This window comes from Paractinoplanes hotanensis (assembly GCF_023717965.1).
Lineage (GTDB): Bacteria > Actinomycetota > Actinomycetes > Mycobacteriales > Micromonosporaceae > Actinoplanes > Actinoplanes polyasparticus.
This window is the reverse complement of the sequence record NZ_JAMQOL010000003.1, coordinates 345,665-370,995: the sequence shown is the minus strand read 5'-3', so window position 1 is coordinate 370,995 and position 25,331 is coordinate 345,665. Positions and strand designations below refer to the sequence as shown.

4 protein-coding genes are annotated in these 25,331 nt (G+C 73.8%); all 4 read left to right on the top strand.

Going from position 1 to position 25,331, the window contains the following annotated elements:
• The first annotated feature begins 35 nt into the window (after positions 1-35).
• From LXN57_RS03430 to LXN57_RS03415, 4 genes are read left to right on the top strand one after another with little or no spacing between them, the layout of a single operon-like run.
• On the top strand, positions 36-4,208 hold the full coding sequence (locus LXN57_RS03430; protein ID WP_251796514.1) for a non-ribosomal peptide synthetase: 4,173 nt from the start codon (positions 36-38) through the stop codon (positions 4,206-4,208).
• Positions 4,205-14,509, top strand: coding sequence for a non-ribosomal peptide synthetase (locus LXN57_RS03425; protein ID WP_251796513.1), 10,305 nt, complete (start codon positions 4,205-4,207; stop codon positions 14,507-14,509). The genes LXN57_RS03430 and LXN57_RS03425 overlap by 4 nt, the downstream gene beginning before the upstream one ends.
• Complete coding sequence (locus LXN57_RS03420; protein WP_251796512.1) at positions 14,506-25,125, top strand: non-ribosomal peptide synthetase; 10,620 nt, start codon at positions 14,506-14,508, stop codon at positions 25,123-25,125. The genes LXN57_RS03425 and LXN57_RS03420 overlap by 4 nt, the downstream gene beginning before the upstream one ends.
• Positions 25,122-25,331: an MbtH family protein gene (locus LXN57_RS03415; RefSeq protein ID WP_251796511.1), complete on the top strand. Its 210-nt coding sequence runs from the start codon at positions 25,122-25,124 to the stop codon at positions 25,329-25,331. The genes LXN57_RS03420 and LXN57_RS03415 overlap by 4 nt, the downstream gene beginning before the upstream one ends.

Sequence of the window (25,331 nt, the reverse complement as noted above, 5' to 3'; positions counted from 1 at the left end):
CCGGCCCGCTTCTTCCTGACCGGGAGTGACTCTTCATGCAGATCCTCGGCGAGAACTACACCGGCGGCGGCCCGCTGACCGTCGCGCCGGCCACCTTCCCCGACGTGTTCGCGACCGTCGTGCGCCGCGACCCCGACGCGGTGGCCGTCGTGTTCGAGGACACCGAGGTCAGCTACGCCGAGCTGGACGCGCGGGCCAACCGGCTGGCGCACGCCCTGCAGGCGCGCGGGGTGGGGCCGGACAAGGTGGTCGGCCTCGCGGTGCCACGCTCGGTCGACATGATCGTGGCCGAGCTGGCCGTGATGAAGGCGGGCGGCGCCTACCTGCCGCTCGACCCGGCCGACCCCGCCGAGCGCCTCGCCTATCTGGTCGGGGACGCCCAGCCGATCTGCCTGGTGACGACCGCCGAGTTGGAAAGCCGGCTGCCGGCCGGGCCGCGGCTGCTGATCGACGAGGCGGCCGATTTCCCGGACACCGACCCGGCACGGCCGCGGCTCAGGGTGGAGAACGCCGCGTACGTCATCTACACGTCCGGCTCGACCGGGCGCCCCAAGGGCGTGCTGCTCACCCACACCGGGGTGGCCAAGCTGATGTCCACCGGCTACGAGCGCTTCGGGCTCACCACCGACGTACGCGTCCTGCACTTCGCCTCGCCCAGCTTCGACGTCGCGTTCTTCGACTTGTGCCTGGCCCTGCTCACCGGTGGCCGGCTGGTGATCGTGCCGACCGAGCGGCGGGTGGCCGGCACGGCACTCACCGAGTACGCCATGAAGCACCGCACCAATTTCATGATCCTGCCGCCGGCGCTGCTGGCCGCCCTGCCCGCCGAGTGCGAGCTGCCGCCGGGCATCCTGCTCGCCGGCACCGAGCGCGTCTCGCCCGAGCTGGTCGCACGCTGGGCCCGCGGCCGGCGCATGTTCAACGCGTACGGCCCGACCGAGGCGACCGTGAACTCGACGCTGGGCGAGTGCGACCCCGAGCGGATCGACGGCGGGTCGGTGCCGATCGGCCTGCCCGACCCGGCGACCGACGCCTACATCCTCGACGACGCGCTGCGGCCGGTCGGCCCGGGCGTCACGGGCGAGCTCTATCTGGCCGGGCCCGGCCTGGCCCGCTGCTACGTCAACCGGCCCGACCTGACCGCCGAGCGGTTCCTGGCCGACCCGTTCGGCCCGGCCGGCGGCCGCATGTACCGCACCGGCGATCTGGCCGGCCGCCGCGAGGACGGCCGGATCGATTTCCTGGGCCGGGTCGACGACCAGGTCAAGGTGCGCGGCTACCGGATCGAGCTCGGCGAGATCGAGTCGGTGCTGGCCCGCCACCCCGGCGTGGGGCAGGTGGCCGTCGTCGTCCGCGACCAGCGGCTGGCCGCGTACGTCGTGCCGGCGACCGACGTCGCGCCCGAGGAGCAGGCCAAGACCCAGGTCGCGGAGTGGAAGGAGCTGCACGAGCTGCTCTACCAGGCCGGCCGGGTGGAACGCTTCGACGAGAACTTCACCGGCTGGAACTCCAGCTACGACGGCTCGCCGATCCCGCTCGACGAGATGCGCGAGTGGCGCGACGGCACGGTCGCCCGGATCCGGGAGCTCGAACCGCGCCGGATCCTCGAGATCGGCGTCGGCAGCGGCCTGCTGCTGTCCCGGCTCGCGCCCGGCGTCGAGAGCTACTGGGGTCTCGACCTCTCCGAGGAGGCCATCGAGACCCTGCGCGGGGCGGTGGCCGGCCTGCCGGGGGTCGAGCTGCGCGCGCAGCCGGCCCACGACTTGAGCGGCGTGCCCGACGGCTTCTTCGACACCGTCGTCATCAACTCGGTCGCGCAGTACTTCCCGAGCGCCGGCTACCTGGCCGGAGTGCTGCGCTCGGCCGCGGCGAAGCTCGCGCCCGGCGGCCGCGTCTTCGTCGGCGACGTCCGGAATCTACGGCTGCACCGCCAGTTGCTGGCAGGCGTCCACGGGCCCGAGGGTGTCGAGGCGGCCGAGAAGGCCGAGAAGGAACTGCTGCTCGACCCCGACTTCTTCACGGCGCGGCCCGAGTTCCCCTCGGCCGAGGTGCTGGTCAAGCGGGGCGCCTACGACAACGAGCTCAGCCGTTTCCGGTACGACGTCACGCTGTCCACAGTGGCCCCGGAGCCCCCGCCGCCCGAACGCGCCGGCAGCCTCGACCTGCTCGCCGAGCGCCCGCAACGGCTCCGCGTGACCGGCGTTCCCCACCGGCGCGAGGACGTCGAGAATTTCCACGCCCTCGCCGCCGAGCACGGATACCACGTGGCCGTGACCTATGACGGCGCCTCGGAGCGGGGCGACCTCGACGTCGTGTTCCAGCTGGACGGGCGACCCACCGGCGCCTATCGCCCGGGCGGCTTCCCGCACGCCAACAGCCCCGCGGCGTTCACCGACCCGGCCGCCCTGACCAAGGCGCTGCGCCTGCACGCCGAGTCGTGGCTGCCGGCCTACATGGTGCCCACCGGCTGGGTGCTGCTCGACGCGCTGCCCGTGCTGACCAGCGGCAAGCTCGACCGGGCGGCCCTGCCCGCTCCCGATTTCGCCGCGCTGGCCACCGGAACCGCCGCGCGCACCCCTCGCGAACAGGTGCTGTGCGACCTCTACGCGGACGTGCTGGGCGTGCCCGGCGTCGGCATCGACGACGACTTCTTCGCGCTCGGCGGCGACAGCATCGTCTCGATCCAGCTCGTGCTGCGGGCCCGCGCCGCCGGTCTGGTCTGCACGTCGCGGCTGGTGTTCGAGCACCGTACGCCGGCCGCGCTGGCCGAGGTCGTCACCGAGCTCGACACCGCACCGCGCGAGCGTCCCGACGACGGCGTCGGCGACGTGCCGTTCACGCCGATCCTGCACTGGCTCGACCGGACCGGCGGCGCGATCGAGGCGTTCAGCCAGTCGATCGTGCTCACCACCCCGGCCGGCGCCACCGCCGAACGCCTGCGCTCGGTGCTCGGCCTGCTCGCCGACCGGCACGACCTGTTGCGCTCGCGGTGGGTGCGCGACGAGCGGGTGCTGCGGGTCGCGCCGCGGGGCGAGCACGCCGACTGGCTCACTCTGGCCGCGCCGGGCGTGTCGATCGACGCGGAGGAGCAGGCCGCGGCGGGGCGTCTCGACCCGTTCGGCGGCGTCATGGCCCAGGCCGTGTGGTTCGAGACCGAGCGCCGGCTGCTGCTCGTGCTGCACCACAGCATCGTGGACGGCGTGTCCTTGCGTGTGCTTCCGGCCGATCTGGCCACAGCCTGGGCCTCCGGGGCGCTGGATCGTACGGGCACCTCGTTCCGCCGCTGGGCGCTCGACCTGCACGAGGCGGCCGGGTCGCGTACGGCCGAGGTCCCGCTCTGGGAGGGCATCCTCACCGGGCCCGATCCGTTGCTGTCGGCGCGTCCGCTGCGGCCTGTCGACGACCTGAAATCGGTGGCCCGGCACACCGTACGGCTGAAGGCCGCCACCACGGAGCCGGTCCTCACCACCGTCCCCGCCGCCTTCCACGCCGGCGTCAACGACGTGCTGCTCACCGCCCTCGCCCTGGCCGTGGCCGAGTGGCGCGAGGGCGGCGAGTCCTCGGTGCTGATCGCCCTGGAGGGGCACGGCCGCGAGGAACAGGTCGTTCCCGGCGCCGACCTGAGCTCCGCGCTGGGTTGGTTCACCACCGTCTTCCCGGTGCGGCTCGACCCGGGCGACGTCGACCGAGCCGAGGCCCTGGCGGGCGGGCCGGCCGCGGGCCTAGCGCTCAAGCGGGTCAAGGAGCAGCTCCGCGCGATCCCCGATCATGGCATCGGCTACGGCATGCTGCGCTATCTCCACCCGTCCCTGAAGGACTCCGCGGCGCCGCAGATCAGCTTCAACTACCTCGGCCGTTTCACCGCGACCGACGGCTCCGGCGCCGACTGGGCGCCGGTCGCCGGGCACGGCATCCTCGCCGGCGGCTTCGACCTCGGCATGCCGGTCGCCCCGTACACCCTGGAAATCAACGCGTACGTCCAGGACGCCGCGGCCGGTCCCGAACTCGGCGTCACGTGGGCCTATCCCCGCGACCTGATCGGCGACGCCTCGGTCGCCCGGTTGGCCGCCGGCTGGTTCACCGCGCTGGAAGCGTTGGTGGCGCACGCCCGCGGCCCGGCCGCCGGTGGGCTCACCCCGTCCGACCTCACGCTCGCGCTGAGTCAGGACGAGATCGACGAGTTCGAATCCGAATGGGAGCTTCCGTGACCGCGCCCGCCGGGCTCGCCGACGTCCTGCCGCTCACCCCGCTCCAGGAAGGCCTGCTGTTCCACACCCAGCTGGCCGCGGACGGGCCCGACGTCTACACCGGGCAGCTCACGCTCGACCTGCGGGGCCCGCTCGACGCCGACCGGCTGCGGGCGGCCGGGCAGGCGCTGCTCGACCGGCGGCCCAACCTGCGGGTCGCGTTCCGGCGGCGCAAGAACGGCCAGGCCGCCGCGCTCGTGCCGCGGCAGCTCGCACTGCCCTGGGCCGAGGTGGAGCTGACCGAGGCCGAACTTCAGCCGTTCCTCGACGAGGATCTGCGCCACCGCTTCGACCCGGCCCAGGCGCCGCTGCTGCGGATGACGCTCGTCCGACTCGGCCCCGACCGGCACCGGTTGGTCCTCACCCACCACCACCTGCTTCTCGACGGCTGGTCGGTGCCGCTGGTGCTCGACGAGCTGATAGCCCTCTACCGCGGCGACGAGCTGCCCGAGCCGGCCGACTTCCGCGCGTACCTGGCCTGGACCGCGGCCCAGGACCGCCCGGCCGCCGAGTCGGCCTGGCGCGACGCCCTGGCCGGGCTGGACGGGCCGACCCTGGTCGCCGGGCAGCCGCCGGCCCGGGCCGTGGTGCCCGACCGGATCCTGCGCGACCTGCCCGCCGCCCTGACCGCCCGCCTGGTCGCCCTGGGACGGTCGCGCGGGCTCACCCTGAACACGATCGTGCAGGGCGCCTGGGGGATCGTGGCCGGGGCGCTGACCGGCCGCGACGACGTGGTGGTGGGCGCGACCGTGGCCGGGCGCCCGCCCGATCTGGACGGCTCGGACACGATGATCGGCCTGTTCATCAACACCGTCCCGGTGCGGATGGCGCTCGACCCGGCCCAGCCCGCGGTGGCTGCCCTGCGCCGGCTGCAGGACGGTCAGGCGCGGCTCATGGACCACCAGCACCTCGGGCTGGCCGAGATCCAGCGGCTGGCCGGGCACGGCGAGCTGTTCGACACGTTGACCGTCTTCGAGAACTACCCGCTGGGCGCCGCGCTGCCCGCCGCGGGTGACCTGCGCGTGGCCGGCGCCGCGATCCGGGACTGCGCCCACTATCCGCTCACGCTGACCGCGCGGCCGGGGGAGCGCCTGCACCTCGACCTCGAATACCGGGGCGACCTGTTCGACGCGGCCGGCGCGGGCACGCTGCTCGACCGGCTGACGACCGTGCTGACCGCGCTCAGCGACGCGCCGGACGCGCCGCTGGCCACGATCGGCGTGCTCTCGGCCGGCGAGCGGCAGACGATCCTGCGCGGCTGGAACGACACCGCCGGCCCGGTCGCGGACACGACGATCAGCGGGCTGCTGGGTGATCTGGCCGCGCGTGCCGCCGATCAGGTCGCGCTCGTCACGTCCGGTCGGGAGTGGACGTACGCGGAACTGGAGACCTGGGCGGCCGGGCTGGCCGGGGTGCTGCGTTCGGCAGGGGTGGGCCGGGGTGACCGGGTCGCGCTGGCCCTGCCGCGGGCGCTGACTGTGCCGGCCATCTTCGGAGTGCTGCGGGCCGGGGCCGCCTACCTGCCGCTCGACCCGGAACAGCCGGCCGAGCGGATCGCCGGGATGCTGGCCGATGCCGATCCGGCGCTGTTGCTGACCGCGGGCGACGATCCCGCGCCCGGCTGGACCGGCAGTCGGCTCACCGTCGACGCGGAAGCGCCTGCGGGTACGCCCGTCGAGCGCGAGACGGCCGGGCCGGACGATCCGGCGTACGTCATCTTCACCTCCGGGTCGACCGGGCGCCCCAAGGGGGTCGTCGTGCCGCACCGGGGCATCGTGAACCTGCTCGGCGGCCACCGCGCGCATCTCATGGCCGGCCCGCGCCGGAAGGCCGCGCACACCACGTCGTTCACCTTCGACGCGTCGTGGGAGCCGCTGCTCTGGATGCTGGCCGGGCACACGGTGCACGTGCTCGACGCGGACGTCTACCGCGACGCAACGGCCACGGTCGCCCAGCTGCGCGAGCACGGCCTCGACGTGCTCGACGTGACGCCGACCTATCTGCGCGAACTGGTTCCGGCCGGGGTGCTCGACGTGGGCCTGGCCGTGCTGGTCGTCGGCGGCGAGGCGATCGACCCGCAGCTGTGGGCACAGGTGTGCGCCGTGCCGGGTCTGACCTGTCACGACCTGTACGGGCCGACCGAGGCCTCGATGGACGCGTACGGCTGGCACGGGCCGTCCCGTACGCCGTATCGGCTGACCAACGTCCGGACCTATCTGCTCGACGCGGCCCTGCGGCCGGTGCCGCCGGGAGTGCTCGGCGAGCTGTACGTCGCGGGGGAGGGACTGGCTCACGGCTACCTCAACCGGGCCGGTCTGACGGCCGAACGGTTTGTGGCCGATCCGTTCGGGCCTGCGGGCGCGCGAATGTACCGGACAGGCGACCTCGCCCGGTGGACCGCCGAGGGTGTGCTGGAGTTCGCGGGCCGGGCCGACGGTCAGGTGAAGGTGCGCGGCTTCCGCATCGAGCTGGGGGAGGTCGAGGCCGCGCTGGGCGGTCAGGCTGCCGTGATCGTGCGTGACGGCCGGCTCGTGGCCTATACCGTGGGCGCGCCGAAAGATGTGCGAGGCGTTCTGCCGGACTACATGGTCCCGGTGGCCTTCGTCGAGGTCGACGCGTTGCCGCGCACCGTGGCCGGGAAGCTCGACGTAGCCGCCCTCCCGGATCCCGACTTCTCCCTCCTGTCGACCGGGCGGGCTGCCCGGAACACCCGTGAGCAGCGGCTCTGTGACCTGTTCGCCGAGGTGCTGGGCCTGCCGGCGGTCGGCATCGACGACGACTTCTTCGCCCTCGGCGGGCACTCGCTGCTGGTCATGCGGCTCGCCGGCCGCGTCCGCGCGGTGCTCGGCGTCGACCTGCCGGTGCGCGCGGTCTTCGACACGCCGACGGTGGCGGGGTTGTTGCCGAAGCTGACGGAATCGACCCGTGCGCCGCTGGTCGCCCGGGAGCGGCCGGACCGGTTGCCGCTTTCCTTCGCGCAGCAGCGGCTCTGGTTCCTCTACAAGCTCGAAGGGCCGAACCCGACCTACAACATCCCGATCGCCTGGCGGCTGCGCGGCGCCCTGGATCGCGGCGCCCTGGTGGCCGCCGTGGGCGACGTGGTGGCCCGGCACGAGACGCTACGTACCGTCTTCGCCGCGGACGACGAGGGCGCTCACCAGCGGATTCTGCCCATCACGCCGCCGGCGCTCCCGATCGAGGAGATCGCCGAGGAGGAGCTGGCCGGGCGGCTCGCGGCCATCGGGGAGTACGGCTTCCGCCTCGACGAGGAGCCACCGTTGCAGGCCCGGCTCTTCCGGCTCGGGCCGGACGAGCACGTGCTTCTGCTGCTGATGCACCACATCGCGGGCGACGAGTGGTCGGACGTGCCGCTGCGCCGCGATCTGGTCGCCGCCTACACGTCGCGCTGCGCGGGTCATGCCCCCGCGCTGGCGCCGCTGCCGGTGCAGTACGCCGATTTCGCGCTGTGGCAACGGGATCTCGTGCTGGACGACCAGGTCGAGGGCTGGCGCGCGGCCCTGGCCGGGCTGCCTGAGGAGCTGGAGCTGCCGGCCGACCGGCCGCGCCCGGCCGAGGCCGGCTATCACGGCGACGTCGTGGGCTTCGACCTGCCGGCCGAGGTGACCGCGCGGCTGCGCGACCTGGCCCGGTCGACCGGCACGTCCATGTTCATGGTCGTGCAGGCCGCGGTGGCCGTGCTGCTGACCAAACTGGGCGGAGGCACGGACATCCCGCTCGGCTCGCCGGTCGCGGGGCGGCCTGACGAGGCCGTGGACGATCTGGTCGGGTTCTTCGTGAACACGCTCGTGCTGCGGACGGACACGTCGGGCGACCCGTCGTTCCGCGAGCTGCTCGGGCGGGTGCGGGAGACCGATCTGGCGGCTTTCGACCGGCAGGACGTGCCGTTCGAGCACCTGGTCGAGGCGATCAACCCGCGGCGGTCGCTGGGCCGGCACCCGCTGTTCCAGACGATGGTGTCGTACCTCGGCGAGGCCGACCGTGCCTGGCACCTCGGGCGGCTGCGGGTCGAGACCGAGCACGTCCGCCAGCAGGTCGCCATGTTCGACCTGTCCTTCGACTTCTTCGAGACGCGCGACGGGGTGCGGGGCGAGCTCGAGTACGCCACCGACCGCTGGGACCGCGACTCGGCCGAGACACTGGTCGCGCGGCTCGCGCGGGTGCTCGCCGCGATGGCCGCCGACCCCCACGCGCCGATCGGGCGTACGGACCTGCTGGATCCGGACGAGCGGGCCCGCCTCCTCGCGTTCGAAGGCGTCGCGCGGCCCGCCGAGACCGTCGTCGACCTGTTCGCGGCGCAGGTGGCAGCGACACCGCACGCCACCGCCCTCGTGTCGGGCGGCCGCACGTGGACCTTCGCCGAGCTCGACGACTGGACGTCACGGCTGGCCGGCGCGCTGGCCGCGCACGGCATCGGGCCGGGCCACCTGGTCGCGCTGGCCACCGCGCGGCCGTTCACCGTCCCGGCGCTGCTCGGCGTGCTCAAGGCCGGCGCCGCCTACCTGCCGCTCGACTCGTACCAGCCGCCGGCCCGGATCGGGGCGATGCTCGACGACGCCCGTCCCGCGATGCTCGTGACGACGGCTGGTTCCGACCTGTCGTGGAGCGGGCCGCGGGTGATGGTCGGCGCGACCGCTCCGGCTGCCGAACCGTTGCCGCCCCGCACGATCGACCCGCTCGACGCGTCGTACGTCATCTACACCTCCGGCTCGACCGGCCGGCCCAAGGGCGTGGTGGTGCCGCATCGGGGCATCGCCAACCTGTTCGCCAGTCACCGGCGCACGCTCATGCCGGGGCCGAAGCGGCGGGTCGCGCACGTGGCGTCGTTCACCTTCGACGGGTCCTGGGAGCCGCTGATCTGGCTGCTCGACGGGCACGCGCTGCACGTGCTGGACGACGACGAGTACCGCGACGCCGGTGTGCTCGTGCCGCGGCTGCGCGCGCAGCGGGTCGACGTGCTCGACGTGACGCCGACCTATCTGCGGGAGCTGATCCCGGCCGGAGTGCTCGATGTGGGCCTGGCCGTGCTGCTGGTCGGCGGCGAGGCGATCGACCCGCAGCTGTGGGCGCAGGTCTGTGCGGTGCCCGGGCTGACCTGTCACGACCTGTACGGGCCGACCGAGGCCTCGGTGGACGCCTACGGCTGGCACGGGCCGTCCCGTACGCCCTACCGGCTCGGCAACGTCCGCACCTACCTGCTGGACGACGCGCTGCGGCCGGTGCCGCCGGGGGTGCTCGGTGAGCTGTACGTGGCCGGGGACGGGCTGGCCCAGGGCTATCTGAACCGGGCCGCGGTGACGGCCGAACGCTTCGTGGCCGATCCCCACGGCCCGGCGGGCAGCCGTATGTACCGCACCGGCGACCTCGCGCGGTGGAACCGTGACGGCGCCCTGGAGTTCGCGGGCCGCGCGGACGGTCAGGTCAAGGTTCGCGGCTTCCGGATCGAGCTCGGGGAGATCGAGGCCGCGCTGGGCGGCCGGGCGGCCGTGGTCGTGCGCGATGGCCGTCTGGTGGCCTACACCGTCGGCGAGCCGCGGGACGTGCGTGGCGTGCTGCCCGACTACATGATTCCGGCGGCATTCGTTCGCGTGGAGTCGCTTCCGAGGACGGTGGCGGGCAAGCTCGATGTCGCCGCCCTGCCCGATCCTGACTTCTCCGGGCTGTCGAGCGGGCGTGCCGCGCGGAACACCCGCGAACAGCAGCTGTGCGATCTGTTCGCCGAGGTGCTCGGTTTGCCGGCGGTCGGCATCGACGACGACTTCTTCGCCCTCGGCGGTCATTCGCTCCTGGTCATGCGGCTGGCGGGACGCGTCCGCGCGGTGCTCGGCGTCGACCTGCCGGTGCGGGCCGTGTTCGATACCCCCACCGTGGCGGCGCTGCTGTCCAAGCTGACCGAGTCGACCCGGGCGCCGCTGGTGCGGCAGGACCGACCGCTCCGGGTGCCGCTTTCCTTCGCCCAGCAACGGCTCTGGTTCCTCTACAAGCTCGAAGGGCCCAACCCGACCTACAACATCCCGATCGCGTGGCGGCTGCGCGGCGCCCTCGATCGGGACGCTCTGGTCGCGGCCGTCCGCGACGTGGCCGCCCGGCACGAAACGCTTCGGACTGTCTTCCCCGAGGTGGACGGGACGCCGTACCAGCACCTGCTCGAGCCGTCGGCGGTGCCGGTCGCCTTCCACGACGTGCCGTTCGACGACAGCGCGGCCGAGCACGCCTTCGAGCTCGACCGGGAGGCGCCCTTGCGGGTCGACGTGTACGCCGTCGCGCCCGGCGAGCACGTCCTGCTTCTGCTGCTGCACCACGTCGCAGGCGACGAGTGGTCGGAGGAGCCGTTGCGGGCCGAACTGGGTCAGGCCTACGAGGCCCGCCGGGCCGGCCGCGCGCCCCAGTTCCCGCCGCTGCCCGTGCAGTACGCCGATTTCGCGCTGTGGCAACGGGATCTCGTGCTGGACGACCAGGTCGAGGGCTGGCGCACGGCCCTGGCCGGGCTGCCCGAGGAGCTGGAGCTGCCGTTCGACCGGCCGCGCCCGGCCGAGGCCGGTCACCGGGGCGAGGTCGTCGCATTCGCCGTGCCCGCCGCGGTTTCCGAGCGGCTGCGCGACCTGTCGCGGGGCACCGGAACGAGCCTGTTCATGGTCGTGCAGGCCGCGGTCGCGGTGCTGCTGACCAAACTGGGCGCGGGCACCGACATCCCGCTCGGCTCGCCGGTCGCCGGCCGTCCCGACACGGCCGTCGACAACCTCGTCGGGTTCTTCGTCAACACGCTCGTGCTGCGCACCGACACGTCGGGCGACCCGTCGTTCCGGGAGCTGCTGGGCCGGGTACGGGAGACCGATCTGGCGGCTTTCGACCGGCAGGACGTGCCCTTCGAACACCTGGTCGAGGCGATCAACCCCCAGCGGTCGCTGGGGCGGCACCCGCTGTTCCAGACCATGGTGTCCTACCTGCCCGGCGGTGGTGACACGTGGCGGCTGGGCGATCTGGACGGGCGGCCGGAGCCGGTCGGGCACCGGGCGGCCATGTTCGACCTGTCCTTCGACTTCACCGACGGTCCCGGCGGCGGCATCGAGGGCACCCTCGAGTTCGCCACCGACCTTTTCGACGCCGGCACGGCCCGCCTCCTCGTGGAGCGCCTCCAACGTGTGCTGGCGGCTGATCCGGCGCTGCCACTCAGCCGCATCGACGTGCTCGCTCCGGACGAGCGGGCCCGGCTTCTCGCCGCGCCGGCTGCGGGGCCGTCGCCCGCGACGATCGTGGACGTCTGGCGTGCGCAGGCGGACCGGGACGGACGTGCCCTGGTGTCCGGCGGCCGGGAGTGGACGTTCACGGAGCTGGACGACTGGTCCGACCGGCTCGCCGCCGTCCTGGCCGGGCGCGGCATCGGCCGGGGTGACCTGGTCGCGCTGGCCACGCCCCGTCCGCTCACTGTGCCTTCCATTCTGGCCGTGCTGAAGACCGGCGCGGCCTACCTGCCCGTGGACGACGCCCACCAGCCGCCCGAGCGCATCGCCACGATGTTCGACGACGCCCGGCCCGCTCTCGTGCTGACCACGAGCGATCGCACGGTGCCGGACGGCCCGGATCGGTTGTGGCTGGACGTTCCCACGCTGTTCGACGCTCCGGCGGCCGACCCCGCCGGGCCGCGGCCGGACGATCCGGCGTACGTCATCTACACCTCCGGCTCGACCGGCCGTCCCAAGGGCGTGGTCGTGCCGCACCGGGGCATCGTCAACCTGCTCACCACCCACCGCGAGCGGTTCATGAAGGGCAGCAACCGCAACGTCGCCCACGTCGCGTCGTTCACGTTCGACGGCTCGTGGGAGCCGATGATCTGGATGCTGGCCGGGCACACGCTGCACGTGCTGGACGACGACGAGTACCGCGACGACGCCGCGCTGGTCGGCTACGTCCGGCGGCACGGCGTGGACGTCCTCGACGTGACCCCGACCTACCTGCGCCAGCTCGTGCCGGCCGGGGTGCTCGACGCCGGGCTGAGCACGCTGCTGGTCGGCGGCGAGGCGATCGATCCACAGCTGTGGGCGCAGATCTGTGCCGCGCCCGGTCTGGACTGCTACGACCTGTACGGCCCGACCGAGGCTTCGGTCGACGCCTACGGCTGGCACGGCCCTTCCCGTTCGCCGTATCAGCTGACCAACGTCCGGACCTACCTGCTCGATGCCACGCTCCAGCCGGTGCCGCCGGGTGTTGCCGGCGAGCTCTACGTGGCCGGGGAAGGGCTCGCGCACGGCTACCTCAACCGGGCTGCCCTGAGCGCGGAGCGGTTCGTCGCCGACCCCTACGGTCCGGCCGGCAGCCGCATGTACCGGACGGGTGACCTGGCCCGGTGGAACCGGAATCACGCGCTGGAATTCGCCGGACGGGCCGACGGTCAGGTCAAGGTGCGCGGCTTCCGCATCGAGCTCGGCGAGATCGAGGCCGCGCTGGGTGGGCAGTCCGCGGTGGTCGTGCGCGACGGCCGGCTGGTGGCCTACACCGTGGGGGAACCGCGGGACGTGCGGGGTGTTCTCCCGGACTACATGGTGCCCGCGGCCTTCGTTCGGCTCGACTCCTTGCCGCGGACGGTGGCGGGCAAGCTCGACGTGGCCGCGCTGCCCGACCCGGACTTCTCGGCGCTGAGCACCGGCCGCGAGGCCCGTGACAACCGGGAGCAGCGGCTGTGCGACCTCTTCGCCGAGGTGCTCGGCCTGCCCCGGGTCGGCGCCGACGACGACTTCTTCGCATTGGGCGGCGACAGCATCGTCTCCATCCAGCTCGTCAGCCGGGCCCGCGCGGCCGGTCTCGCGATCAGCCCCCGGGACGTGTTCCGGCACAAGACACCGGAGGCACTGGCCCGCGAGGTCGCCGACGAGCCGGTCGTCGCCGAGGATCCCCGGGATGCCTGGGGGAGCGCGCCGCTCACCCCGGTCATGCGCTCGCTGTTCGAAGTGGACGGGCCGATTCGCGGCTACAGCCAGTCGATGCTGCTGCGCGCCCCCGACGGCCTCAACGCCGCGCGGCTCACCGAGGTGCTCCAGGCCGTCGTCGACCGGCACGACGTGCTGCGCGCCCGCGTCACCGCCGACGGCCTCGACATCCCCGAGCCGGGCGCGCCGATCGATGTGGTCACCGAGCAGGCGTACGACGAGAAGGCCCTGCCCGCGATCGCCGAGGCCGCCCGTGACCGGCTCGATCCGGCCGCCGGGGTGCTGCTCCAGGCGGTGCTGCTGCACCCCGGGCACGTGCTGCTCGTCGTGCACCACCTCGCGATTGACGGCGTCTCGTGGCGCATCCTGCTGCCCGACCTCGAAACGGCCTGGACCGGAAAGCCGCTCGAACGTGGTGGCACGTCGTTCCGGCGCTGGGCCCGCGAGCTCGACCGGCTGGCCGGTGATCCGCGGACCACCGCGCAGGCCCCGTACTGGGCCGAGGTGCTCGACGGGCCCGCGAAGCTCTTCACCGAGCGGCCGCTGGACCCGGCCCGCGACACAGTCGGCACCAGCGAGGAATTCACGCTGGAGCTGCCGCCCGAGGAGACCGCGCCGCTGCTCACCAGCGTGCCCGTCGCGTTCCACGCCACCGTCAACGACGTGCTGCTGACCGGCCTCGCCCTCGCCCTGCGCGACTGGAACGGCGGCGGGCTCATCATGCTGGAGGGCCACGGCCGCGAGGAGCACCTCGTCGCGGGGTCCGACCTCTCCCGCACGGTCGGCTGGTTCACCACCGAGTATCCGGTGCGGCTCGACCTCGGCGACGAGAACGCGGGCGACGCTCTGAAGACCGTGAAGGAGCGGCTGCGGGCCGTGCCCGACAACGGGATCGGCTTCGGGCTGCTGCGGCCGGACGGCGTACGGGACAAGCAGTTGATCGGCTTCAACTACCTCGGCCGGTTCGCCGCCGGCGACGCCGGGGACGCGCCGTGGCAGCCGGCCGGCGAGGGCTGGGGCGGCGGGGCCGACGACGCGATGCCCGCCGACCACCCGCTCGAGATCAATGCCACCGCCGAGGACCACGCCGACGGTCCCCGGCTCAGCGCGACCTTCACCTGGCCGCGCGGCCTGCTCAGCGGCGAGCGGGTGCACGAGCTGGCCGACCGCTGGCGGGCCGCGCTGCGGTTGCTCGCGGCCGGCCGGGACGCGGGCGGGCACACCCCGTCCGACCTCGATCTGGTCTCGCTCAGCCAGGACGACATCGACAGTTTCGAGGCCGAGTTCGCCGACCTCGACGCCGAGTGGGAGACGCAGTGACCGTCAAGAAGTCCGGGCTCGAGGACGTCCTGCCGCTGACGCCGCTCCAGGAGGGCCTGCTGTTCCACGCCCTCTTCGACGCCGACGCGCCCGACGTCTACAACGTCTCGATGACGCTGGAGCTCACCGGCCCGCTCGACCGGGACCGGCTGCGCGAGGCCGGGCAGGCGCTGCTCGACCGGCACGCCAACCTGCGCGCCGGTTTTCGCCGCACGGCCAAGGGCGCCACGGTCGCCGCCGTTCCGACCCGGGCCCGGCTGCCGTGGACCGAGCACGAGGTCAACTCGGCCGCCGAGGCCGAGCGGCTGGTGGCGGAGGACCGGGGGCGGCGCTTCGACATGGCCCGGCCGCCGCTGCTGCGCATGATGCTCGTGCGCCTCGGGCCCGACCAGCACCGGCTCACCATTGCCCACCACCACATCCTGCTCGACGGATGGTCGGCGCCGCTGCTGGTCAAGGGGCTGCTCGACCTGTACGCGCGGCCCGGTTCGCTGCCTCCGGCGACGCCCTACAAGGCCTACCTGGCGTGGCTGTCCAAATGGGACAAAGCCGCGGCCATGGAGGCGTGGCGCCAGGCTCTCGCCGGGCTGGACGGACCGTCTCGTCTCGCCGGGGCCGGCACGTCCGCCGGGGCCGTGGTGCCCGAGCCGGTCGGGACTGTGCTCGATGAGAACCTGAGCGCCCGCCTCACCGGCTTGGCCCGCGCGCACGGCCTCACCCTCAACACCCTGGTACAGGCGGCCTGGGGCCTGCTGCTGGCCCGCACGACCGGCCGCGACGACGTGGTCTTCGGAGCCACCGTCTCGGGCCGCCCGCCGCAGCTGCCCGGCGTCGAGTCGATGATCGGCCTGTTCATCAACACCATTCCCGTACGCGTCCGGCTGCGCCCCGACGAGGCCGTGCGCGACCTGCTGGCCCGCCTGCAGGACGAGCAGGCCGCACTCATCGAGCACCAGTACCTCGGCCTGGCCGACATCCAGCGCCTGGCCGGGCACGGCGAGCTGTTCGACACCCTGACTGTCTTCGAGAGCTACCCGGCCGACGACGGCGACCCGGTGCCGGGGCTGCGCGTCACCCAGATCGACGACCAGGACGCCACGCACTACCCGCTCGTGCTGATCGCCGAGCCCGGCGACCGGATCGGCCTCGAGCTGCGGCACCGCGCCGACGTCGTCGCGTCCGGGACCGCGAAGGCGTTGCTGGCCCGGCTGACCCGCATCCTCGAAGCCTTCGCCGCCGATCCGGCGGCCCCGGTCGGCCGGATCAGCCTGCTCGACGACGCCGAGCGCGCGACCGTTCTGGGCGACTGGGCCGGCACCGTCGACGGCATCCCGCTCACCACGTTCCCGCAGCGCTTCGCCGAGATGGCCGCCACGTTCCCGGGCAACGCGGCCGTGGTGCTCGGCGACGAGCAGGTCAGCTACGCCGAACTGGACGCGCGCTCGGCCCGGCTCGCGTCGGCGCTGGCGGCCCGCGGCGTGGGCCCGGGCGACGTCGTGGCCATCGCCCTGCCTCGCTCGACCGACCTGGTCACCGCGCTGGTCGGCGTGCTGCGCTCGGGCGCGGCCTATCTCGCGCTCGACCTCGACTATCCGGCCGACCGGCTCGCCTACATGATCGACGACGCCCGGCCGGCCTGCGTCGTGACCCGGTCCGCGGTCCCCGGCGGGTTGCCCGTGGTCGATGTGGCTTCGGCCGGAGACGCAGTTCCGCGGGAACCGGACCTGCACGACGCCGCGTACGTCATCTACACCTCCGGTTCGACCGGGCGGCCCAAGGGTGTCGTGGTGACCCACGAGGGCGCGGCCAAGCTCCTGGCCACCCAGCAGCGGCGGCTCGGCCTCGACGAGACCACCCGCAGCACGCTGTTCGCCTCGCCCAGCTTCGACCTCGCGTACTGGGAGCTGTGCTGGGCGCTGCTCTCCGGCGGCACGCTGGTCGTCGTGCCGGCCGAGCTGCGGGCGCCCGGCGCCCCGCTCGTCGACTACCTGACCAAGCAGGAGATCACCCAGGTCGCGCTGCCGCCGTCGGTGCTGGGCGCCCTGCCGGCCGGCGTGCAGCTGCCGCTCGGCATCACGCTGATGGTCGGCACCGAGGAGGTGCCGGCCCGGCTGGTCGAGCGGTTCGCGGCCGGGCGGCGCATGTTCAACGCGTACGGGCCGACCGAGACCAGCGTCAACGCCACCCTCTACGAGGTGCCGGCGGTCGTCACCGGCAGCGTGCCGATCGGCTTCCCCGATCCGGGGCAGACGGCGTACGTGCTCGACAGCGGCCTCAACCCGGTGCCGCCGGGCACCGTGGGCGAGCTGTATCTGGGCGGGCTCGGCCTGGCGCGCGGCTATCTCAACCGGCCGGCGCTGACCGCCGAGCGGTTCCTGGCCGACCCGTTCGCCGCGCCCGGCCGCCGGATGTATCGCACGGGCGACCTGGCGCGCTGGAACGACGAGGGCGCGCTGGAATTCGTCGGACGGGCCGACCACCAGGTGAAGATCCGTGGCTTCCGGGTCGAGCTGGGCGAGATCGAGGCGGTCGTGGCCGCACAACCCGGCGTGCGGCAGGCCGCGGTGGTGCTGCGCACCGACAGCGGGGTCAAGCGGATCGTCGCGTACGTCGTGGGGCCGGACGACCTGCGCGCCGGGGTGGCCGCGGTGTTGCCCGACTACATGGTGCCCTCGGCGTTCGTGCGGCTCGACGCGCTGCCCGTGTCGGTCAACGGGAAGCTCGACCGGAACGCCTTGCCGGCGCCCGAATTCGGGGCCGGGGCGGGCGGCCGGCAACCGCGCACGCCGCGTGAGAAGCTGCTGTGCGACGTGTTCGCCGACGTGCTCGGTGTGCCCTCGCTCGGGATCGACGACGACTTCTTCGCGCTCGGCGGCGACAGCATCATGTCGATGCAGCTGGTCGGCCGGGCCCGCGCGGCCGGCCTGGTGCTGACGCCGCGGCAGGTGTTCCAGCAGCGCACGCCGGCCCGGCTGGTGGCGGTTGCGGGCACAGTGTCCGGCGCCGAGGCGGTGCCCGCGGCCCTGTCGCTGGTGACGCTGACCGACGCCGACCGGCGCGAGCTCGCCGCGCTGGCCGGGGATGTGCGGGAGGTGCTGCCGCTGTCGCCGCTGCAGAGCGGCCTGCTGTTCCACACGCTGCTCGACGACGCCGGCCCTGACGTCTACACGGTTCGCATGGTGCTGAACCTTTCCGGCCCCGTCGACGGCCCGCGGCTGCGTGCGGCCGCGCAGGCGCTCCTCGACCGGCACGGCAACCTGGCTGCTTCCTTCCACCACCTCTCCTCCGGTACGGCGGTGAGCGTCGTCCCCACCTCGGCCGCCCTCACCTGGAGCGAAGTCGACGCCTCGTCCGGCGCGGCATGGGAGGCGCTGCTCGTCGAGCAGGGGCGGCGGTTCGATCCGGCTGCCGGGCCGCTCGTGCGGTTCGCGCTGGCCCGCACCGGGCCCTCGGCGCACCGGCTCGTGATCACCCTGCACCACCTGCTGCTGGACGGCTGGTCGCGCGGACCGCTGATGGCCGAGTTGTCGGCGCTGTACCGCTCGCCGGATGCCGCGTCGGCGATCCGGCCGTACCGCGACTACCTGGCCTGGCTGGCCGGGCAGGACCGCCGGGTTGCCGAACAGGCCTGGGCGGCCGCGCTGCAGGGCCTCACCGAGCCGACACGGGTCGCGCCGGGGGAGGGCCAGCGCGCGGCGCTCGTGCCCTCGGTCGTCGAGGCCACGCTGAGCGAGGACCGGACGGCGGCGCTGACCGCCCTGGCCCGCTCGCGCGGACTCACGCTGAACACGGTGGTGCAGGCCGCGTGGGCGCTGCTGCTGGCCCGGCTGACCGGCCGGGACGACGTGGTGTTCGGGGCGACCGTTTCCGGGCGTCCGGCTCAGCTGCCCGGCGTCGAGGAGATGATCGGCCTCTTCATCAACACCATTCCCGTACGCGTTCGGCTGCGGCCCGACGAGGCGGTGAACACGCTGCTGGACCGCCTCCAGGACGAGCAGTCCGCGCTCATGGAGCACCAGTACCTCAGCCTGACCGACATCCAGCGGGCCGCGGGCGGCGGCGAGCTCTTCGACACGCTGCTGGTGTTCGAGAACTACCCCGACAACGAGGACACCGCCGACAACGAGGACACTGCCGACGACGGTGGCCTGCCCATCACCGGCACCGACGGCCACGACGCCACGCACTATCCGCTCACGCTGATCGCTGAGCCCGGCGCCACCCTGCGACTGGCCCTCGAATACCGCTCCGACCTCTTCGACGCCGGTCACGCCACCCGCCTGGCCGACGCGCTGAGGAACATCGTCGACGCTCTCGCATCCGGCCTGGACGTGCCGGTCGGCCGGATCGGGTTGCTCCCCGCTCTGCCCGAGGGCGGCCAAGGCCCTCCGGTCGACCTGCCCCCCGCCACACTGCCGGCGTTGCTGATCGCGCAGGCGGCCGCGACACCGGACGCCACCGCGGTGATCGGGCCGGACGGGATCGCGCTGACCTATCGCGAGCTGGACGAGCGCTCCTACCGGCTCGCCCGCGTGCTGGCGGCCTCGGGCGCGGGCCCGGAAACGGTCGTGGCCATCGCCCTGCCGCGCTCGGCCGACCTGGTCGTGGCGATCCACGCCGTGGAGAAGGCCGGTGCCGCCTACCTGCCGCTCGACCTCGACCACCCACGTGCCCGCCTCGGCTCCATGCTCGCCGACGCGCAGCCGGTCGCCGTGATCGCCACCGACCCCACCCTCTTCGACGTCCCGGTCATCGACCCGGCCGCCTCCGACGGCTCGGGTCGCGGGCCCACCCCACCGGGGCCGCGGAACCCCGCGTACGTCATCTACACCTCGGGCTCGACCGGCAAGCCCAAGGGCGTGGCCGTCGAGCACGCCGGCATCGTGAACCGGCTGCGCTGGATGCAGCACGAGTACGGCCTCACCGCCGGCGACCGGGTGCTGCAGAAGACCCCGGCCGGGTTCGACGTGTCGGTGTGGGAGTTCTTCTGGCCGCTCGTCACCGGCGCCTCGCTCGTCGTGGCCCGGCCCGACGGGCACCGCGACCCGGCCTACCTGGCCGAGCTGATCCAGCGCGAAGCCGTCACGACCGTCCACTTCGTACCCTCGATGCTCGCCGCCTTCCTGGCCGAACCGGCCGCCGCGGCGTGCATCTCGCTGCGCCGGGTCATCTGCAGCGGCGAAGCCTTGCCGACCGCGCTTGCCGAGCGGTTCCACGAGCTGCTGCCGCAGGCCGGGCTGCACAACCTCTACGGCCCCACCGAGGCGTCGGTCGACGTCACCTCCTGGCCCGCGGCGCGCGGCAGAGGCCGCGGCACTGTGCCGATCGGCGGGCCGGTCTGGAGCACCCGGGTCAGCGTTCTCGACGCGTTCCTGCGCCCGGTTCCCGTCGGCGTGCCCGGCGAGCTCTACCTCTCGGGCGTGCAGCTGGCCCGGGGCTACCGCGGTCGCCCCGGCCTGACCGCGGACCGGTTCGTGGCCGACCCGTTCGGTGCGCCGGGAGAGCGGATGTACCGCACGGGCGACCAGGTGCGCTGGCTCGAGCCGGGCGTGCTGGAGTTTCTCGGGCGCGGCGACGGGCAGGTGAAGATCCGCGGGTTGCGGGTGGAACTGGGCGAGATCGAGGCGGCCCTCACGGCGCAGCCCGGCGTCGACACCGCGGTGGTGCTGCTGCGGGAGGACCGCCCGGGTGTCGCGCACCTGGTCGCGTACGTCATCGGCAGCGACCCCGTGGACGAGGGCGCGCTCCGCCGGGTGTTGCCCGACCACATGGTGCCGGCCGCGTTCGTGCGCCTCGGCGCGCTGCCGGTGTCGGTCAACGGCAAGCTGGACCGGGCCGCGCTGCCCGCCCCCGATTTCGCGGCCGCCTCGACCGGCGCGGCCGCGGGCAGCCTGCGCGAGCAGCTGCTGTGCGACCTCTTCGGCGAGGTGCTCGGGCTGTCGTCGGTCGGGGTCGACGACGACTTCTTCCGGCTCGGCGGGGACAGCATCGTCTCGATCCAGCTCGCCGGCCGGGCCCGCGCGGCCGGGCTGTCGCTCACGCTGCGGCAGATCTTCCAGCTTCGTACGCCCGCCGCGCTGGCCGCCGCGGCCGGCGCCGCCTTCACGACCGCGGCCGGCGAAGGCGTCCTGGTCGAGCTGACCGACGCCGAGACCGCCGAGATCGCGGGTCTGGGCCTCGACGTGGCCGAGGTGCTGCCGCTGTCGCCGCTGCAGTCGGGACTGCTGTTCCACGCCGCCTTCGACGACGGCGGGCTCGACCTCTACACCGTGCAGATGGTCTTCGACCTGCCGGCGACGGTCGACCCGGCCCGGCTGCGGGCCGCCGCGCAGGCGTTGCTGCAGCGGCACGCCAACCTGCGGGCGTCGTTCCACCAACTCGGCTCCGGCCGCCCGGTGGCTGTGGTCGCCCGCACCGCCGTACTGCCGTGGGCCGCAGCGGATCTGTCCGAACTGGATGGACCGAAGCTCGACGAAGCTTGGCAGCAGTGCCTGGCCGAGGAGGGCCGCCGTTTCGACCCGGCGGTCGCGCCGCTGCTGCGGATGATGCTGGTGCGGACCCGCGAGGGCTTCCGCCTCGTGCTCACCCACCAGCACATGCTGCTCGACGGCTGGTCGCGCGGCCCGCTCATGGACGAGCTGGCCGCCCTGTACGCCGGCACTGCCGAGCGGGAGCCGGTTCCCTACCGGGACTTCCTCGCTTGGCTGTCGGCGCAGGACCACGGCGCCGCCGAGGAAGCCTGGCGCGACGCGCTGGCCGGAGTGGCCGACGCGACGAGGCTCGCCCCGGCCGACGCCCAGCGCGAGCCGATCGTCCCCGCGCTGATCGAGCACGAGCTGCCGCTCGACGTGACCGCGGCTCTGACCGGCCTGGCCCGGTCGCGTGGCCTGACCCTGAACACGGTGGTGCAGGCGGCCTGGAGTCTCGTGCTGGGCCGGCTCACCGGCCGCGACGACGTGGTGTTCGGCGCGACCGTCTCGGGTCGCCCGGCGCAGCTGCCCGGCGTCGAGCGGATGATCGGGCTGTTCATCAACACCGTTCCCGTCCGCGTGCGGATCGACCCCGCCGAGCCGGCGCAGGCGCTGCTCGCCCGGGTCCAGGACGAACAGTCGGCCCTGCTCGACCACCAGCACCTGGGCCTGGCCGACATCCAGCGCCTGGCCGGTGCGGGCGAGCTGTTCGACACGCTGCTGATCGTCGAGAACTACCCGGACCGCGACGAGGACGGGCCCGAGACCCTGCTCAGCGCGGCCGAGGCGGGCGGGCGGGACGCCACCCACTATCCGCTGACCTGGGTCGTCGACCCGGGGGAGCGGCTGCGGATCGGTCTCGAACACCGCACCGACCTGTTCCCGGCCCCGGTCGCCGGTCGGCTCGTGGCGGCGGTGACCGCGGTGCTGACGTCGTTCGCCACCGACCCGTCGCGCCCGGTGGGCCGGCTCGACCTGGTGGTGGAGGAGGACCGTACGGGTTGGAACCCGCCGCCGCCCGGGGCCGACGGCGACCCGACCGTCGCGCAGATCTTCGAGCGGCAGGCGGCCGAGTCGCCGGACGAGCTCGCGGTCGTCTGCGGCGACGTGCGCTGGACGTTCGCCGAGCTGAACGCCCGCGCCAACCGGCTGGCCCGGCTGCTCGTGGCCCGCGGCGCCGGCCCGGAGGACGTGGTCGCCCTGGCGATGCCCCGCACGGCCGACGCCATCACGGCGATCCTGGCCGTCCTCAAGACGGGGGCCGCCTATCTGCCGATCGATCCCGCGTACCCGAAGGCCCGTCGCCGAGCCATGCTCGAGGATGCCCGGCCGCTGCTGGTGGTCGGCGTCGACGGCCTGCGGGTGGACGACGCGGCCGTCGTCACCCAGCCGGGCCACAACCTGGGCGACGACGAGCGCGTCCGGCCCGCGCGGGCGCAACACCCGGCGTACGTCATCTACACCTCCGGCTCGACCGGGCGCCCCAAGGGTGTGGTGGTGACCCACCGCAACCTGGTCAACCTGTTCCGCAGTCATCGCGACCAGCTGCACCGGCCCGCCCAGGCCCGCACCGGCCGCCGCCACCTGCGGGTCGGGCACGCGTGGTCGTTCGCCTTCGACGCCTCCTGGCAGCCGCAGCTGTGGCTGCTCGACGGCCACGCCCTGCACATCGTCACCGAGCAGACGCAGCGCGACCCCGAGCTGCTGGCCCGGCAGATCCGCCACGAGGGCATCGACTTCATCGAGCTCACCCCGTCCCACTTCGCGCAGGTGGCCGACGCGGGACTGATCCGCGACGGCCGCTGCCCGCTGGCCGTGGTCGGCGTCGGCGGCGAGGCGATCCCGCCCGTTCTGTGGGCCCTGCTCGGCAGCCTGCCCGGCACGGACGCTTTCAACCTCTACGGCCCGACCGAGGCCACAGTGGACGCGCTCTCGGCCCGGATCGCCGACGCCCCCGTGCCGGTGATCGGCCGAGCCGTGGCCGGCGCCCGCGCCTACGTGCTCGACAACGGCCTGCGGCATGTGCCGACCGGTATCGCGGGTGAGCTCTACGTGGCCGGCGAGGGCCTGGCCCGCGGCTATCTCGGTCGCCCGGGGCAGACCGCCGAACGGTTCGTCCCCGACCCGTACGGCCCGGCCGGCAGCCGCATGTACCGCACCGGCGACCTGGTGCGCTGGACCGAACAGGGCCGGGTCGAATACCTGGGCCGGGTCGACGAGCAGGTGAAGATCCGCGGCTACCGGGTCGAGCTGGGCGAGATCGAATCGGTGCTGGCCGCCCAGCCCGGCGTGGCCGAGGCCGTCGTCCTGGCCCGGGCCGACCGTCCCGGCGTGCACCTGCTGGCCGGCTACGTCGTCGGGCCTGAGAGCCTCGATCTCGACGCGCTGCGCGTCGCCATCGGTGCGGAGCTGCCCGACTACATGGTGCCCTCGGCGCTGATCCGCCTCGACCGGCTGCCCACCCTGGCCAACGGCAAGATGAACCGAGCTGCCCTGCCCGCGCCCGCGCTCGCGGCGGCCGGCGCGGGACGCGCGCCCGAGACCGAGCGGGAGCGGACCCTGAGCGAGGTCTTCGCCACCGCGCTGGGCCTGCCGTCGGTCGACGCCGAGACGGACTTCTTCCTGCTCGGCGGGGACAGCATCGTGGCCATGCGGCTGGTCGGGCTGGCCCGCGCGGCTGGGCTGCGGCTCACTCCGCGGCAGATCTTCGCCGAGCGCACGGTCGAGCGGCTGGCTGTCGTGGCCACGGTCGCCGTGCCGGCCGAGGACCGGGCGGGCGACGGCGTGGGCGCCTTCCCGCTGACGCCGGTGATGCGCTGGCTCAGCGAGGTCGACGGGCCGACCGCCGGTTTCAACCAGTCAGCGGTCGTGCAGGTGCCGGCCGACCTGGGCTGGGAGCCGCTGCTGGCCGCGCTGCAGGCCCTCGCCGACAAGCACGACATGCTGCGCGCCCGCGTGAACCCGGACTGGACCATCGAGGTGCCCCCCGTGGGCTCGTCGCGGGCCGTCGACTGGACGACCCGGATCGACGTGGCCGGGCGCAACCTGTGGGAGGCCGTCGCCGCGCAGGCGACGATCGCCCAGGCCGCGCTGGATCCGGCCACCGGAACCATGATCCGGGCCGTCTGGCTCGACGCGGGCCCGTCCGCGCCGGGCCGGTTGCTGCTGCTGGTGCACCACCTGGCCGTCGACGGGGTCTCGTGGCGGGTGCTGCTGCCCGAACTGGGCGCGTTCTGGCGCGACGCGGCGGCCGGGCGTAGGCCCGACATCACGCCGACAGCGACCTCGTTCCGTCGCTGGGCGACCGGGCTCGCGGCCCAGGCCCTCGATCCGGCCCGGGCGACCGAGCTGCCGATGTGGACCGAGATCGTGGGCAAGGGCCAGCCCCTGCCCGTACGCCGTCCGCTCGACCCCGCGGTCGATGTGGCGGCCACGTTGCTCGACGTGTCGCTGGCGCTGCCCGTCGACGTCACCGAGGCGCTGCTGACGCGGGTCCCCGCGGCTCTGGGCGCGACCGTCAACGACGTGCTGCTAGGCGCGCTCGGGGTGGCCGTCACCCGCTGGCGCGGCGGGGACGCCGTCCTCGTGGCCCTGGAAGGACACGGCCGCGAGGAGCACCTGGTCGCCGGGGCCGACCTGTCGGGCACGGTCGGCTGGTTCACCAACATCTTCCCGGTCTGCCTGGACACGGCCGGCATCGACGTCGAGGCTGGGGGAGCGGCCGTGGCGGAGGCTGTGGGCCGCGTACGCGAGCATCTGGCGTCGCTGCCGGACAGCGGCATGGGGTACGGATTGCTGCGCTACCTCAACCCTTCGACGGCGCCGGCGCTGGCGGCCCTGCCCCACCCGCCGATCCAGTTCAACTACATGGGCCGCTTCGACTTCCCCGAGGCCGGCGACTGGGAGTACGCGCCCGAGGCGGAGGCGGCCGAGAACGGCGCCGACGACGCCATGCCCGAGACCTACGAGCTGGTCGTCAACGCCCAGACCGAGGACCGCGCCGGCGGTCCGCAACTGACTGCCACCTGGGCCTGGCCGTCGGCCGTCCTGACCGCGGAATCGGTCGGCGCCCTGGCCCGCGGCTGGTTCGACGCCCTGCAAGCGCTGGCGGCCCACGTCAGCGACAACCACGAGGAGAACCGATGAGCACCAACCCGTTCGACAACGCCGAGGGCACGTTCCTCGTGCTGGTCAACGACGAGAACCAGCACAGCCTGTGGCCGGCCTTCGCCGAGGTCCCGGCCGGCTGGCGCACCGCCCACGGCCCGGCCCCGCGGCCGGAGTGCGTCGACTACGTCAACGCCAACTGGACCGACATGCGGCCGCAGAGCCTGATCGACGCCGACCGCTGA

Bases quoted from the DNA above. Each gene is read 5' to 3' on its own strand.
- LXN57_RS03430 (WP_251796514.1), top strand. From the start codon at position 36: ATGCAGATCCTCGGCGAGAACTACACCGGCGGCGGCCCGCTGACCGTC.
- LXN57_RS03415 (WP_251796511.1), top strand. From the start codon at position 25,122: ATGAGCACCAACCCGTTCGACAACGCCGAGGGCACGTTCCTCGTGCTG.